The following is a 14,800-nucleotide window of genomic DNA, read 5'->3' as shown; positions in this document are numbered from 1 at the left end:
GCGCACGTGCATACGAGCAAGCATACATATGAGGCATCGCGGCGACTGAACGAGCGCGAGCGGGAGATCCTCCGGCTCGTGGTAAAGAGCTTCGTGCACACGGCCGGACCGGTGGGGTCGCGCTTTTTGTCGCGCCGCTATCCGCTCGGCCTGAGTCCGGCTTCGATCCGCAATACGATGAGCGACCTCGAAGAGCAGGGCTATCTCGATCACCCGTATACCTCTGCCGGGCGCGTCCCGACGGACCTGGGCTATCGCACGTTCGTCAATGAACTGATGGAGTCGGTGCAGGTGACGGAGGACATCCGCGATACGCTGAGAAAGAAATTGCTGCCGGTGCGCCGGGAGGCCGACGACCTGCTCCGGATCAGTTCCGATCTGCTCGGTGAACTGACGCATCTGCTCGGCGTCGTACTGAGCCCGCGTCTGTCCACCGGCGTGCTCGATCGCCTCGAAGTCGTCCCCCTCTCGAGCTCGCGGGTGATGTTCGTGCTGAGTGTGCGGGGCGGGCTTATCCGCACGCTGATCTTCCACATGGAGTCCGAGGTCGACTTGAGCCGTCACGAACTCGTGCGGATCGTGACGTTGTTGAACGAACGCCTCGCAGGGTTGACGCTGGAAGAGATTCGACAGACGTGTGTCCCCCGCGTGCAGGATCTGGGCGACGACCGTACGGGCATCGTTCGCCTGATCCTGAACGAATCCTCGACGCTCTTTAGCGAGGTGTCCGAGGAGCGGAAGGTCGCTTATCGCGGCACACCCAACATCATCGAATTACCGGAGTTTCAGGAACCGGGCGAACTCAAAAGCCTGATCGAACTGATCGAAGACGACGAGACGATGCTCTATCTCCTCGAAGAGCCGGAACAGGACGGCGATGTGGAGGTGGGGCGCGCCAGTGTTCGGATCGGGAAAGAGAACAAGTGTGAGCACGTGGGAGTGGATACGGTCGAACGATACTCCATCGTGAAAGCCCGATACAAATTCGGCGATACGGTGGGGACGATCGGCGTCATCGGTCCGACGCGTATGGATTATGCGCGGGTCGTCGCACTCGTCGAAGAGGTGGCGCGGCACATGAGCCGGCTCTCTTCCGCCTCCTAGTGTGCGCAAGGCTCCAACGAAAGGATTTTTTGCCAACACGACCAAGACTACGAACATAGACATGACACCGGAAAACAACCAGACCACGGTAGATCCCGAGGCGGCTTCTGCTGACCGCGAACCTGCCAAAAAAAATGAAGAGGGCATGACGGAAGCAGCCGCAGAATCTGTGACCACGGAACTGGAACGCGCGCGATCTGAACTGGAAAACACGAAAGAGCAGTTGCTGCGCCGTACGGCGGAGTTCCAGAATTATCGGAGACGCACCGAAGTGGAGAAGGGCATTCTCATCGACATGGGCAAAGCCATGGTCATTCGAGACATGCTCGACGTGCTCGACGATCTGGAGCGCTCTGTGCGAGCCGCCGAACAGGCGGAGCATGGTGAGGACCGCAGGGAAGCATACGCTTCACTCAAGAAAGGCGTCGAACTGGTCTACCAGAAGTTCCAGGATGCGCTGGCGAAGCATGGCGTGGAGCCCATAGAGGCGGTCGGGCAGCCCTTCGACGAGGAGCAGCACGAAGCCGTCATGCAGCAGCCTGCGCCGGAGGGAACGCCGCCGGGCATCGTGCTTCAGGAGCTCCAGAAAGGCTACCGCATGGGAGATCGCATGCTTCGCCACGCCAAGGTGATCGTCTCCGCCTGAGGGCGCCGAGAACGGATCACCCGGACCATCTTTCGAATATGCAGACTACCATGCGGGATTATTACGAAATACTCGGTGTCGAACGGACGGCCACGGTCGAGGAGATCAAGCGCGCCTACCGAAAACTTGCGCTCCGGTATCATCCGGACCGCAACCCGGACGACGATGAGGCCGAGGCCAAATTCAAAGAGGCTGCCGAAGCCTATGAGGTGCTCTCAAACCCGGACAAGCGTCAGCGATACGATCGCTTCGGCCATGCCGGCCTGGGCGCGAACGGTGGCGGCGGCGCCGGTTTTCACGACATCAACGACATCTTCAGCGCCTTCAACGACATCTTCAGCGGTGGAAGCATCTTCGACGAAGTCTTCGGCGGTCGTCGCACCCGTGGCGGCGCCCATCGCCGGGGACGTCCGGGGAGCGACCTTCGCATCAAGTTGCCCCTGACGTACGAAGAGATTGCCGAGGGGACGGAAAAGAAGATCAAGGTTAAAAAGTACGTAGTCTGTGAGGTCTGTTCCGGCTCGGGGGCCGAGAATGGGGCTGAGGGCTACACTACGTGCGCGACGTGCCACGGCGCCGGGGAGATCCGGCACGTGACCCGCTCGGTCTTCGGGCAGTTCGTCAATGTGCAGCCGTGTCCCTCGTGCCGTGGGGAGGGGCAAATCATCCGCGACCGGTGCAAGGCCTGCGGCGGCGAGGGACGCATCAAGGGAGAGGAGACGATTCAGATCAACGTGCCGCCGGGGGTGCTCGAAGGGCATTCGGTGACGCTCCGTGGCGCGGGCAATGCCGGCCTGCGCGGCGGGCTTGCAGGCGATCTGCGCGTGGAGATCGAAGAGGTGCCGCACGAGCACTTCAAACGTGAAGGCCTCGACCTTTATCACGACCTGTACCTCTCGATCCCGGAGGCCATCCTCGGCACAGAAGTCGAAGTGCCGACGTTGAAGGGGCGCGCGCGGCTTCAGGTCGACCCCGGCGTACAGTCCGGAAAGGTCTTGCGCATGCGGGGCCGCGGGCTGCCCGAGTTGCACGGCGGTACCGGCGGCGACCAGTTGGTGCGCCTCCACGTGTGGACGCCCGCCGCCGATGCACTTACGAAGGAAGAGAAGGAGATCATGGAGGAACTCCGGACGTCCCCGTCCTTCGAGCCCAAGCCCTCCCTCGAGCAAGAAAAGCGCTCGTTTTTCAGTAAATTCAAGGACGTATTCAGTTGACGAACGGGCGACTTTTCGCTCAACCGCCATACGGCACGCCCTCTCTGGAGAGACGTGCCGTCTATGTTATGAAGAGGGGCGTATTTATGCAGACCAACGTGGACGGTGAAGTATTGCGAAACGTGATGCGGCGGGTTCCTGCACCCGTGACCGTAGTGACGGCGCAGAGCGGAGGGGAGGCCCGGGGCATCACCATCGGCTCTTTCGTAAGCGTCTCGCTCGATCCACCGCTGATCACGTTCAACGTGCACCGAGAGGCCCGGATGCACGCGATCATCACCGAGGCCGACCGGTACGTGGTGCACGTCCTTCGCGAGGAACAGGCGCATCTCTCCGAACGCTTCGCTCGCGCCGATCTCACGGGCGATGAGCAGTTTGCTTCCGTTGCCTTCACGCCGGCGCCCGAGGACGGGCTCCCCATTCTAAACGACGTCCTCGCGGTACTCTATTGCCGCCCGTATGCCGTCTACGAGGCCGGGGATCACTCGATTCTCGTCGGGAGGGTGGAAGCCGTGGACCTGGGCGCTCCGGGTAAGCCCGTTCTTTACTATAACCGCGCATATTATGCGGTGGGCAGCGAGGTCCTGCCGGTGATGGCGGCTGAGGAACGTTCCTGACCGAAACCCTCCAGGAAGCGCATGATCGTCGGCCTGCTCTCGTTCCGAGACCGGAGGACGCCGTCGGCAGCGTGGCGCAGCCTCCCGCATGTTGCATGATTGCTCCGACCTGCAGGGAGGAACGCGGACGGATTCCCGCGCTTGGTATGTTTCTGTCGAATTGTTCTCCCGTGGTATTAAGTTTCCTCATTCGAAGCCGACGTATGCTCAGTGAGGGAGCGAGCGGCTCCCGGTCCACGACAGGGACACACGCGAGAAGGTGGGAGGAGGCCGCCTTTCATGGACGAGAGCGGGAGCGGTTCGGGGTTTAGTCAGTGGGGCTTCTGGATCGACGGACGCCTCGTGGACGGGCTGCGCGTCACCCGGGCGGTCTGGCGGCGGGTGCTCTGGCTCCTGACGCCGCTGGCGCTCCAGGTCGTGCTCTTCAAGCTCATCAAGTACGCCGTGCTTCAGCGTGACGGGGGACAGGCGGTCGCGCAGGATAAGCTCGTCACGTCGCTTTTCATCGAACATGCGCCGTTGCCCCTGCTGCTCGGCGGGCTTGCCTTCTGCCTGGCCGCCTTCCTGCTGATGCGGTGGCCGTCGCTGACCACGGCCTTCGTGCCGCTGTTTCTACTCTTTTTCGCCGGAGCTGCCGGCCTTCTCCGCTTCGCCCTCTCGTTCCATATGAAGTGGCTCTCCGGAGCATTCTTCGAGGTTGTTCGTGGCGACTTGCTCCTCATCTTTATTCTGGCCACGGTCTCGCTCCTGGTGATCCACAACAGCCGGGGCAGGGTGCGCTCGTGGAGCATTGGTCTGCTTCATATCATAACACTGGTGCTTATGGTCCTGGCGAGCATGGACTTCGGGTACTTCGTGATGACGGGTTCTCTCGCCGATGCGTATCTCTTAAAATATTCCTTCTCGAATCTGTCGGATCTTTCGTTTGCGATGTCGTATGAGCTGAGCGGTCCGAAGCTGGCGTTTCTGATTTTCCCCTTTCTGGCCGTAGCGGCCCCCGTGCTGGTAGAACACCTGTCGTCGCGGCGTGGGGAACGGAGGCGTCGGGGCGTGGGGGCTGTGGCGTTCCCGGCGTTGCTCCTGCTCGTATTGCCGCACTTCGACACGCCGTCCGACGTGGACCCGATCAAAGGAAGCACCTTCGGGCAGCTGGTGAGTGGTTTTTTTAGCGAGCCGCCGTGGGAATCGGGCGTGATGGCGCGTCCGGCAGAGGCGGATGCGCCGATCTTCGACACGGGGCGGCTGCGCCTGGTCCCTGGCACGGATGCGCGGCGCATGAACGTCGTTCTCCTCATCCTCGAATCCACGCGGGCACGCTCGGTGACGCCGTACGACCCGGCCCTCGACGCCACGCCTTTCCTCGACTCATTGGCCCGTCGGTCCCTCCTCGTCGAGCATATGTATGCCGTGGTGCCGCATACGAACAAGGCCCTGACCCCGATTCTGTGCGGGATCTATCCTGAGATCAACCAGGGGGAGCAGGCGCGTGTGCCGGGAGCCTGCCTCCCGCAGCTCCTCGAGCCTCTCGGATATGCCTCGGCCTTCTTCACCCCCGCCCGCCTCGACTTCGAGCGGAAGGAGGCCTTGCTCGATGCGATGGGGTTCGAGGAGACGTTTGGCGACGGCGATTATTCCGATGAGGGGTTTTTCCGGGTGAACTATTTCGGCTCCGAGGATCGCATCATGATGGAGCCGAGCCTCGCATGGGTGGACCGGCAGCGGGCCGCCGGGAAGCCCTTCCTCCTGACCTATCTGACCCTGACTTCGCATCATCCCTATCAAACGCCCATCTCCTTCGAACGGCGCACCTTCACGAAAGACGATCCGGATCTCAACGCATACCTCAACACGGTCGCCTATACGGATGCTTTTCTTGCCGATCTGTTCGAGGCTTTCGAGGCGCGCGGGCTGATCGAGGAGACGATTTTCATCCTCCTGGGGGATCACGGGGAAGCATTTGCCGAGCACGGGCGGCGGTTCCACAGCGCGGTGATCTGGGACGAAGGGCTGCGGGTCCCGGCGCTGATCTTCAGTCCCACGCTCTTTCCCCGGAGCGGGCGCATCACCGGACCGCGCCAGCAAACGGACATCCTCCCGACCGTGGCGGAAGCGCTCGGCTTCACGCTCGAAGAGGGGCGCCTGCCCGGCCAATCGCTCTTCTCACCCGTTCCGGCGAACCGCAAACTGTATCATTCCGGATGGATCGAGAACCAGTCGATGGCCCTTCGAGAGGGCACGAAAAAGTTCATCTATCACTATCGGCGTCGGCCCATGGAAGTCTACGACGTGGCGAAGGATCCGTATGAACGCCGCAATCTCGCCGGGCAGTACCCCGGGAAACGGCTCGAAGCCGTCGAGATGGAGCTTTTACTCTGGCGGAAACGGGTCAACGACCTCTATCGAGGGCTTCCGGACGGACGATGAAGCGAGGGTCGAGGGGGACGCCGAAGGCGCCGGGGCCAAAGAGCGCGAAGTCGTAGCGCGCAGGATCGTGCGGGGAAAAAGAGCGGCATGCTGCGGTCAGTTCGAGAACGGCCCGCCAGTCGTCGGAGTTGCGGGTCAGCAGCCCGAGCGCGCGCGCCTGACGCCCCGAGTGCACGTCGAGGGGGAGCAGGAGTTGATCCGGACGGATCCGGGGCCAGAGGCCGAGATCGACGGGGCCGCTGCGAACCATCCACCGCAGATACATGTTCAGCCGCTTGCAGGCGCTTCCGGTGCTCGGGCGGGCGAGGTGTTTCCGGAGCCGGGACGGGGCGCCGGGGAGCGCCTGCAGCACGCTCTCGCTGAAGCCCTGAAGCGCTGGACCTACGTCCAAAGCCTCGGGTGGAAGGTGGCGCGCGAACAGGTTTTCGAGCGAGCCGTAGCGGCGGAGGACGGCTTGCAGGCTCTTCGTCAGCCAGAGCGCATCGATGGGCTGGAACGTGCGGTGCTTGAAGCCTTCGAGTTTCCAGGCGTCCCGCACCTCGTCGAAATCCCGGACGAACCGGTGGGGACGGTAGTCCATCCGCTCGCACAAATCCTCCATCTTCCGAAGCAGGGTCTTGCGCTGCCCCCAGGCGAGGAGCGCGGCGAAGAGCCCGATAATTTCCCGGTCGGCCGGATCATCGAAGCCGTGTGGAATCGAGATGGGGTCGGTGAGGATAAAATCCGGATGTTCGAATTGACGAACGAGCGTCTCGAGATAGGCGGCGAGTTCGGATGGTTCAGCCATAACAATCACGGTGGCGAGCGAGTCGCTCAGGCGTCGTGCGGGTGTTCGAGCACGGGGTCGGCGAACTCGTCGTACCGCTCGCGGCGGATGGGGATGCCGGCGGCGGCGAGCTTGTTTTCCAGGTTCTCATACCCCCGGTCGAGGTGGTAGACGCGGAGCACGTGCGTCTCGCCTTCGGCCACGAGGCCCGCGAGCACGAGCGAGACACTGGCCCTGAGGTCGGTGCTCATCACCTGTGCGCCCTGGATGGGAATCTTCCCCTCGATGACCACTTCGTTCCCGATGACGATGGCGTTGACGCCCATGCGGCGGAGTTCGGGGATGTGCTTGAAGCGGTCGAAGTAGACGTTGTCGATGATCTTCGAATTGCCGGATGCCTGTGTCATGAGGACGGTCCACTGTGCCTGGAGGTCGGTCGGGAAGCCGGGGTACACGGCCGTCTCGATGGACACCGGACGGATCTCTTCGGGCGCGACGACGTCGACGAAGTCCGGGCCGGGTTGGAAGCCCGCGCCGGTGCGAATGAAGGCCTCCGTGAAGGCCTCGCCGAGGTGATCGGGGTCGGCGTGCGAGAGGCGGACCGTCTCGCCGGGGGCGCCCGCGAGCGCCGCGGCGATCATGAAGGTGCCGAGCTCGATCCGATCCGAAGCGTTGCGGAAGGTGACGGGACGGAGCGACGAGACGCCTTCGATCTCGAGCGTGCGCGTGCCCACGCCGTCGATGTGGGCGCCCATGGCCCGGAGCGCGTCGCAGAAAACGACGACGTCCGGTTCGATGGCGGCGTTCTCGATGCGCGAGCCGCCGCGCGCGGTCACGGTGGCGAGCACGAGGTTGATCGTCGCGCCGACGCTCGAGGGTTCGAGGCGGAAGACGCCGCCGGGGAGCCGCCCGCCGGGCGCGCGGGCCACCACGTAGCCCTGATCGAGCGCGACGGAGGCCCCGAACGCCTCCATCCCCCGGAGATGAAGGTCCACGGGGCGCGGCCCCCAGGCGCATCCCCCGGGGAGAGAGACACGCGCCTCGCCCACGCGACCGAGCAACGCGCCGAGCATGTAGAAAGAAGCGCGCATGCGCTTGACGAGCTCGTAGGGCGCTTCGGGGTACTCGAGCGTCGTCGGATCGAGCGTGAGCACGTGTTCCACCGGATCGAAGGCAACTTCGGCGCCGGTGACTCCGATGACGCGGGCAAACGTATTGATGTCCCGGAGGTTCGGGATATTTTCAAGGGTCGTCGGGCCGTCGCCGAGAAGCCCGGCGGCCATGAGCGCCAGCGCGGTGTTTTTCGAGCCGCTGATGGGAAGCGTCCCGCGAAGCGTATGCCCGCCTTCGATGACGAGTTTGTCCATGGTGCCGTGTGGGAAAGGGGAGACGGGTCTGCCGGGCAGCCGTCGCCGTGCACAAAAGACTCCGATACGGGCCGTTCGGAGGTGAGACGCGAGGTTGAAGGGGGGAGGAGGCGGGGGTGACGCGCCAGGTAAAAAAACCGCGCAATAATACGAATCCTGGAATCAGGAAGGAGGTTCCGGCGTTTCCGGAGCGCACGTTTTGTTCATAATTCGAAAACAGGATGCGACGCGTCTATCTCGATCATGCCGCCACCACGCCGCTCGACCCGCGCGTGTTCGAAGCGATGCTTCCGTTTCTACGTGAGCATTTCGGGAACGCTTCTTCGGTGCACGCTCTCGGACGGAAAGCGCGCTTCGCCGTGGAGGAGAGTCGCGAGCGCATCGCGGGGGCGCTCGGGGCCGAGCCGGGCGAAATCATCTTCACGAGCGGCGGCACGGAGGCCGACAATGCGGCGCTTCGTGGGTTGCACCGGGGCGAGCGATGCGGGGTCGTCACGTCGAGGACCGAGCACGAAGCCGTGCTTCGCGCCGCCGAGCGGCTCGCGGCCGAAGGCGTCCCGGTCGTGACGCTCACGCCGGAGGCGAGCGGGGCCGTGACGCCGGAACGGGTGGCCGATGCCATCACCGACGAGACGCGGCTCGTCTCGCTCATGCACGCGAACAACGAGGTCGGCACGCTCACGGACGTCCGGGCCGTGGCCGAGGTCTGCCGGGAAAAAGGAGTGGCCTTCCACACCGACGCCGTGCAGACCGCCGGGCTCTTCCGCCTCTCCGTCGACGAACTCGGCGTGGATGCGCTCTCGCTCTCGGCGCACAAGTTTTACGGTCCGAAAGGTGTCGGCGCGCTCTACGTGCGGGGGGGCTCCGACTTCCGTGCCCTCATCGAAGGAGGGGCTCAGGAACGCCGCCGCCGCGCCGGGACGGAGAACGTGGCCGCCATCGTGGGCATGGCCGAAGCGCTCGACCTCGCCCTCGCCGAGGCGGACGCTCGTCTCGCGCATGTCGCCGACCTGCGCCGTCGGCTGCATCGCCTCCTGCGTGAAGCGCTCGGAGATCGCTTCGTCTGCAACACCCCTCTCGAGGACGCAGCTTCCGCCCCGCACATCCTCAACATCGCTTTTCCTCCGCGTGAGGACCGGCCCGTCGACGGAGAGATGCTCCTTCTCAATCTCGACATGGAAGGGATCTGTGCTTCTTCCGGGTCTGCCTGCACGAGCGGCGCCGTCGCGCCGAGCCATGTGCTCCTGGCCCTCGGTCGCCCGCCCGAGACGGCTGCCGCCGCCCTCCGTTTCTCGCTCGGGAAAGACAATACCGAAGCCGAGATCGACCGTACGGTGGAGACGCTGGCGGCTATTGTTCACCGAATGGTCGGGGCGCTTTGAGGCGCTCACGCGCATTTTTAATGACACCCGAAGCAATGGACCCGGACGCACGCACGCAGGCGCTGATCGTTTTTGCGAAGATTCCGCACCCCGGACGGGTGAAGACCCGGCTGACGACCGTGCTCACCGAGGCGGATGCATGCCGGCTCTACACGGCGTTCCTCAGGGATGCGCTTGCGCAGTACGGCAGGCTCGGCGTCGACGTGCGGCTCTATCTCGGCCCTCCCGCCGAGCCGATCCCGGACGGCCTCGTGCCACCGGATGTGAGCGTGCACTGGCAGCGTGGGGCCGGGCTTGGCGAGCGGATGGCGGCGGCGTTCATCGAGACGTTCGCGGCAGGGTATGAGCGCGTCGTGATCATTGGAACGGATCATCCCACGCTCCCGACGGCGTTCATCGAGCAGGCCTTCGCCGCGCTCGCCGGACCGCAGGCGCTCTGCCTTGGTCCCAGCGACGACGGCGGTTATTACCTGCTGGGTATGAACGAGCCGTACACGAGTGTCTTCAAAGGAATGACGTACAGCCACGGCGACGTCTTTCGGCAGACGCTCGAACGTTGCTCGGCGACGCGCGCGGCCACGACGGTGCTTCCGATGTGGTACGACGTGGACACTCCGGACGCCCTCCGCCGTCTTGCCGCCGACCTTGACGCCCCGGACGTGGCTGCTTCCCACACACGGGGCGTGATGGCTGAGCTCAAGACCGCCTATCCCGAACTGGCGGATTGACCCTGGCCCGAGCGCGCCGGCTGCGCATCACTGTTTGGGCGGACGGCATACTTTGCAGGCTTCGTAGCCCTTCGCGAGCGCCTCTTCGAGGGTGAGGGTGAACTTCCCGTTGCGCACGTAGCGGCAGTCCTTGAGGTGGTACTTTTTCCCGGACCGCGTCACATAGACGAGCGTCTCCTGCTCCCTGGCCGGGGGCTCGGACTTGAGCAGGGCGCGGGAGACGTAGCCGAGAGGGGCGAGCGCCTCGTGCGAACCTTCGTCATGAGCATGAGCGGGGAGGACGAGCGCCCACTTCCCATCCGTTTCAACGATCTCGACGACGCTGCCGGGAGGGAGTTGGGCCACCACCCGGCTCGAGATCGAAGGGGCGGCGCGGACGTTGCTGAACGAATGGAGATACCGCGTCTGCCCGGCTTCGAGCGACCGGACCGAGGCCGGAGGAGGTTGCGCGCGCCCGGCGGTCAGGTCGGTGGCTTCCTTCGTTCCGGGCGGAAGCGTCTCCATGAGCCATGGGTCCATCGTATATCCCATACGTTGTTCCCCATCGCCCACGACCGTATAGATGAGGAACCAGTGAGAGGGTGCGGGAACGGGTATGGCTTTGACCTTCGTGCCGCGCGGAAGCTTTTTGATCGCCACCCCGTTTGGTTCGGAGAAGACCGTGTGATCCACTTTTAAATAGCCAACTCTGTCGTCCTGCGCTCGGAGATCACGGGCGGGGATCAACAGAAGAACGAAGAGGAGGAGTCCCGGGAGTACACGCATCGTTATGACCCAGTGAGTGGAAGCAGGGCACACCGGCTTCGGCAGTCCCGGAACGAACGGGTAGACTATGGACGGGAAGCCGGCGCTCGATTGGTTGGAAGGAACGGATCGCTCCGTCACGAGGAAATATCATAATACCGTGAGGTTGCGACTTTCGATGTCAGATTTTTACGATCCTATTTGTTCAGGTTTCCATGCCGGAACGCTTTCTTGTCCTCGAGGGTCTGCCGGTCAGGAGTTCGGCTTGTCGAGCGCCGGAGCCGTGGCGAAGAAATCCCGGTGGAAGCGCTCGATGTACGACCGAAGGAGCGCCTGCACCCGGTCATGATCCGGAGCGCACACGATGAGTCCGGCGTGAAAGGGTTTGTCCATGCGCCAGACAATCTCCGGATCGTCATAGGCGGAGAGGTCGGGGCGTTCTTGCCGGGCGAGGGAGATGATGACGCCTGCGTGGTCGCGCCGGATCTCCGGGAGGGTATACGGTTCGCCCTCCGGCAGCGTCTCGATGCGCGCCCACTCCGCCCACAGGTTGACGCCGCTCGAGGCTTCGAGCATCTCCGCAATGTGCGCGCCGCCCACCCTCGCCGACGTTTCGAGGAAGAAGAGGCTTCCATCCCCGGCGCGGATGAACTCGGTGTGGGAGACCCCCGCGCGCAAACCCATCGCGCCGATGACCGCCTCGTTCATTGCGAGCAGCGGCGCTTCTTCGGGGGCGCCGTACGGGAGGTTTGCCGTGGCGAAGATGCCGCCCTCATGAGCCACCTGAAGCGGTGGGTCGAGGTACCGGTGGGCGCGCGCGAAGACCACGCGCTCGTCGAAGACGACGCAGTCCACATGGTAGATGTCCCCGGGGATGAAGCGTTCGAGGAGGAAAAAGGACCGTTCGTCGCCGAGCTTTTCGATCTCTTTCCAGAGTTGTTCGGTGGATCGAACTTTTTTGATGCCCGCCGCCGAAGCCGAAGAACGGGGCTTGAGCACCCACGGCGGCGGGACGGTTTCGGTGAATCGGCGGATTTCGTCGTCGTTGAGCACGTGCACGAACTCCGGGACGGGGATGCCGTGCTCGCGCGCCTGCGTGCGCATGGCGAGTTTGTCGCGGAAATACCGGGTGCGCGTGTCGCCCATGCCCGGCACGCGAAGGTGCTCGCGGAGGAAGGCGGCTTTCTCGAGGTCGAAGTCGTCGAGGGGCACGATGCGGTCGAACTTGATCGCGCGGGCCAGATAACTGACGCCGGCAATCAGATCTTCACGCTTCCACGTGTCCTCGTCGCCGGGAAAGAAGAAAAGGTCTTCGAGCGCGTCGCGGGGCCAGGCTTCGTCTCGCAGTTTCTCCGCCGTGAGGAGGAAGACGCGATGGCCGAGGCGATGACAGGCTTCCATAAAGGTCGTTCCCTTGAAGTAGGAAGCGATGCAGAGGATGTTCATGAGCGGGCGGTTTGGGGGCGGAAAAAGGAACGTGACGTTCGAGCCATCATGGGACGCGCGAAACGTCGGGCGCGAAAAAATCGACGCCATGATAGACGCATCCGGGCAAAAGGCTCCCGGTCATGTTAATAATAAATTGAGAATAGTACGCGTCACGCGAAAGCATCGGGACGAAGGGTTCGATTCGACGTGGCTTTTCGTAGTTTGCGCGACGCAACCCCGGGGAGGCACGTCAACAGGTCTGCCGGGGCGTCGTGAAAGAAGAAGTTGCGCGAGGCCGAACCCCGGCGAGTTGGTGAAAGGACATCTCGAACGGTATGAGCAATTCGCGTCCGGTTGGGTCGAACCCCGGACGGTGGACGTGTGGCTGCCGCCCGGCTATGAGACGGGTCCACGCCGGCGGTATCCGGTGCTCTACATGCACGACGGGCAAAACCTCTTCGACGGTCGCCTCTCGTTCAGCGGGGTCGCCTGGGGCGTGAACGAGACGGTCGAACGCATGATGCGCGACGGGGAGATCGACGGCGTCATCATCGTGGGCATCTGGAACACGCCGCGCCGCATCCAGGAATACATGCCGCAGAAGCCTCTTGAAAGGTACGGGAGCAAAAAGCGACGGAAACGCTTCGTACAGACGTACGGCGGACCTCCGATCTCGGACGCGTATCTCCGGTTTATCGTATATGAACTCAAGCCGTTCATCGATGCGAGCTATCGGACGCTCGAACGCCGCCCGTATACGTTCATGATGGGTTCGAGCATGGGCGGGCTGGTCACGCTGTATGCGCTGTGCGAATACCCGGAGGTCTTCCGCGGCGCGGCCTGCCTGTCGACGAGCTGGACCGTCGGCGGCAAGGTGATGCTGCCCTACCTGAAGGAACGCATCCCCGATCCGCACACCCACGTCGTCTACTTCGATTACGGGGTCGAGGCGCATATCGCCACGTACGAGCATATTCAGCGCGAAGTGGACGCGCTCTTTCTCCGCGCGGGCTACGTGCGGGACGTGAATCTTATGACGGAACGGTTTCCCGGCGCGCCTCACTCGGAAACCGCCTGGCGGGAACGCGTGGATGTCCCCCTGCGCTTCCTGCTTCATCCCCGTGTGCCCCGGACGGCGGTCAGCCTTCGGTGAAAGAAGGCTTGTCCGGGCATTGGAAGCGGTTCCGGCTTTTCCCTATCTTTTTCGGAGACGGAGTGCGCCCTCTCAAAACGATTTATGAATGACTGAAAGAATGATCGATACGAACACGGCATCCACCGGCAATGATCTCGGAAGGTTCAAGACCCTCGAACAGTTCATCATCGAGCGTCAGGAATCGTTGCCGCATTCCACCGGGGCCTTCTCCCGGCTGCTTCGCGACATCTCCGTGGCGGCGAAGATCGTCAACCACGACATGCGCCGCGCCGGTCTCGTGGACATCTACGGGAACACGGGGGAGATCAACGTGCAGGGTGAGGTGCAGAAAAAGATGGACGCCCTCGCCCACAAGGAGTTCGTCCGGGCGCTCAAGCGCGGCGGCGAGTGTTGTCTGATCGGCTCCGAGGAGCACGCCGAAGCCATCCCGATCCGCACGAACGGCGACAGCTCGGGGAAATACATCGTCCTCCTCGATCCGCTCGACGGTTCCTCGAACATCGAGGTGAACGTCTCCGTGGGTACGATTTTCAGCATCTACCGCCTGCCCGAGGGCGCTACCGAAGCGACGCTGGAAGCGGCCCTTCAGCCCGGCGTGGATCAGATCGGCGCGGGGTACGTGGTCTACGGCTCCTCGACCATGCTCGTCTATACGACCGGACACGGAGTCAACGGCTTCACCCTCGACCCGTCTATCGGGGAATTTCTCCTGTCCCATCCGAACATTCGCACGCCGAAGACCGGAAAAATGTACGCCATCAACGAAGGGAATTATAACTCTTTCGAACGCGGTCTCAAGAAATACATCAAGTGGGTGCAGCAGAAGGACAAGGCAACCGGTCGCCCATACAAGACCCGGTACATCGGCTCGTTCGTCTCCGACTTTCATCGGAATCTCCTCAAAGGCGGCATTTACATCTATCCCGCCACGGAGAGCAGCCCCGAAGGGAAGCTCCGGTTAATGTACGAGGCTAACCCGATGGCCTTTATCGTCGAACAGGCGGGCGGGGTCGCCACGGACGGGCGGACGCCCATTCTCCGAAAAAAGCCCCGTGAACTGCATCAACGGACGCCGCTTTATATCGGAAGCGCGGAGATGGTGCGGGTAGCGGAGGAATTCCTTCAGGGCAAACGCGACCTCGATTGAAAACGATGATGGGACGCCGGAACGTTTGAACGTTGAAGCGTTGCATTGCTGTCATCCGTCACGCTCATCCCTCACGC

13 protein-coding genes are annotated in these 14,800 nt (G+C 63.2%); 9 read left to right on the top strand and 4 right to left on the bottom strand.

Annotated features, from left to right (window positions below; translation table 11 throughout):
* Positions 1–6: 6 nt before the first annotated feature.
* The 5 genes from hrcA (at position 7) to AC1HIY_RS09595 (ending at position 6,005) form a co-directional block, all read left to right on the top strand.
* Positions 7–1,104 carry a heat-inducible transcriptional repressor HrcA gene (gene hrcA / locus AC1HIY_RS09615; RefSeq protein ID WP_479576513.1) on the top strand — a complete coding sequence of 366 codons (1,098 nt, stop codon included), beginning with the start codon at positions 7–9 and terminating at the stop codon, positions 1,102–1,104.
* A 1-nt stretch (position 1,105) separates the two neighbouring features.
* A complete protein-coding gene (locus tag AC1HIY_RS09610) occupies positions 1,106–1,750 on the top strand; it encodes a nucleotide exchange factor GrpE (RefSeq protein WP_479576512.1) in 645 nt (214 codons plus the stop codon).
* Between the two features lie 38 nt (positions 1,751–1,788).
* On the top strand, positions 1,789–2,964 hold the full coding sequence (gene dnaJ / locus AC1HIY_RS09605; protein WP_479576511.1) for a molecular chaperone DnaJ: 1,176 nt from the start codon (positions 1,789–1,791) through the stop codon (positions 2,962–2,964).
* Between the two features lie 86 nt (positions 2,965–3,050).
* Positions 3,051–3,581, top strand: coding sequence for a flavin reductase family protein (locus AC1HIY_RS09600; protein ID WP_479576510.1), 531 nt, complete (start codon positions 3,051–3,053; stop codon positions 3,579–3,581).
* A 279-nt stretch (positions 3,582–3,860) separates the two neighbouring features.
* Positions 3,861–6,005: an LTA synthase family protein gene (locus AC1HIY_RS09595; protein ID WP_479576509.1), complete on the top strand. Its 2,145-nt coding sequence runs from the start codon at positions 3,861–3,863 to the stop codon at positions 6,003–6,005.
* Here AC1HIY_RS09595 and AC1HIY_RS09590 read toward each other — a convergent pair.
* Together AC1HIY_RS09590 and murA are read right to left on the bottom strand one after the other, a co-directional pair.
* Positions 5,968–6,792 (bottom strand): TIGR02757 family protein, encoded by an 825-nt coding sequence (locus tag AC1HIY_RS09590; protein WP_479576508.1) that lies wholly within the window; start codon positions 6,790–6,792, stop codon positions 5,968–5,970. The two genes, AC1HIY_RS09595 and AC1HIY_RS09590, sit on opposite strands and share 38 nt — an antisense overlap.
* A 26-nt stretch (positions 6,793–6,818) precedes the next feature.
* Entirely contained in the window at positions 6,819–8,138 is a 1,320-nt protein-coding gene (gene murA / locus AC1HIY_RS09585) for a UDP-N-acetylglucosamine 1-carboxyvinyltransferase (RefSeq protein WP_479576507.1), read from the bottom strand.
* A gap of 221 nt (positions 8,139–8,359) precedes the next feature.
* Between murA and AC1HIY_RS09580 the strand changes: the two genes are divergently transcribed.
* Both AC1HIY_RS09580 and AC1HIY_RS09575 read left to right on the top strand, forming a co-directional pair.
* Positions 8,360–9,520, top strand: a complete 1,161-nt coding sequence (locus AC1HIY_RS09580) for a cysteine desulfurase family protein (RefSeq protein ID WP_479576506.1) — start codon at positions 8,360–8,362, stop codon at positions 9,518–9,520.
* Between the two features lie 35 nt (positions 9,521–9,555).
* Positions 9,556–10,248, top strand: a complete 693-nt coding sequence (locus tag AC1HIY_RS09575) for a TIGR04282 family arsenosugar biosynthesis glycosyltransferase (protein ID WP_479576505.1) — start codon at positions 9,556–9,558, stop codon at positions 10,246–10,248.
* A 27-nt stretch (positions 10,249–10,275) separates the two neighbouring features.
* On the opposite strand, the gene AC1HIY_RS09570 is transcribed toward AC1HIY_RS09575, so the two are convergent.
* Together AC1HIY_RS09570 and AC1HIY_RS09565 are read right to left on the bottom strand one after the other, a co-directional pair.
* Positions 10,276–11,013: an SH3 domain-containing protein gene (locus tag AC1HIY_RS09570; RefSeq protein WP_479576504.1), complete on the bottom strand. Its 738-nt coding sequence runs from the start codon at positions 11,011–11,013 to the stop codon at positions 10,276–10,278.
* A gap of 231 nt (positions 11,014–11,244) precedes the next feature.
* The gene (locus tag AC1HIY_RS09565) at positions 11,245–12,438 is read right to left on the bottom strand and encodes an ATP-grasp domain-containing protein (RefSeq protein WP_479576503.1); all 1,194 of its coding nucleotides are present in this window, start codon (positions 12,436–12,438) and stop codon (positions 11,245–11,247) included.
* A gap of 295 nt (positions 12,439–12,733) precedes the next feature.
* On the opposite strand from AC1HIY_RS09565, the gene AC1HIY_RS09560 reads away from it, so the two are divergent.
* Positions 12,734–13,573: an alpha/beta hydrolase gene (locus AC1HIY_RS09560; protein ID WP_479576502.1), complete on the top strand. Its 840-nt coding sequence runs from the start codon at positions 12,734–12,736 to the stop codon at positions 13,571–13,573.
* A 100-nt stretch (positions 13,574–13,673) separates the two neighbouring features.
* Positions 13,674–14,723 (top strand): class 1 fructose-bisphosphatase, encoded by a 1,050-nt coding sequence (gene fbp / locus AC1HIY_RS09555; protein ID WP_479576599.1) that lies wholly within the window; start codon positions 13,674–13,676, stop codon positions 14,721–14,723.
* Positions 14,724–14,800 lie beyond the last annotated feature (77 nt).

It is taken from the genome of Rhodocaloribacter sp. (assembly GCF_056451265.1).
The sequence above is the reverse complement of the archived record's forward strand: the minus strand, read 5'-3'. Positions and strand labels throughout refer to the sequence as shown.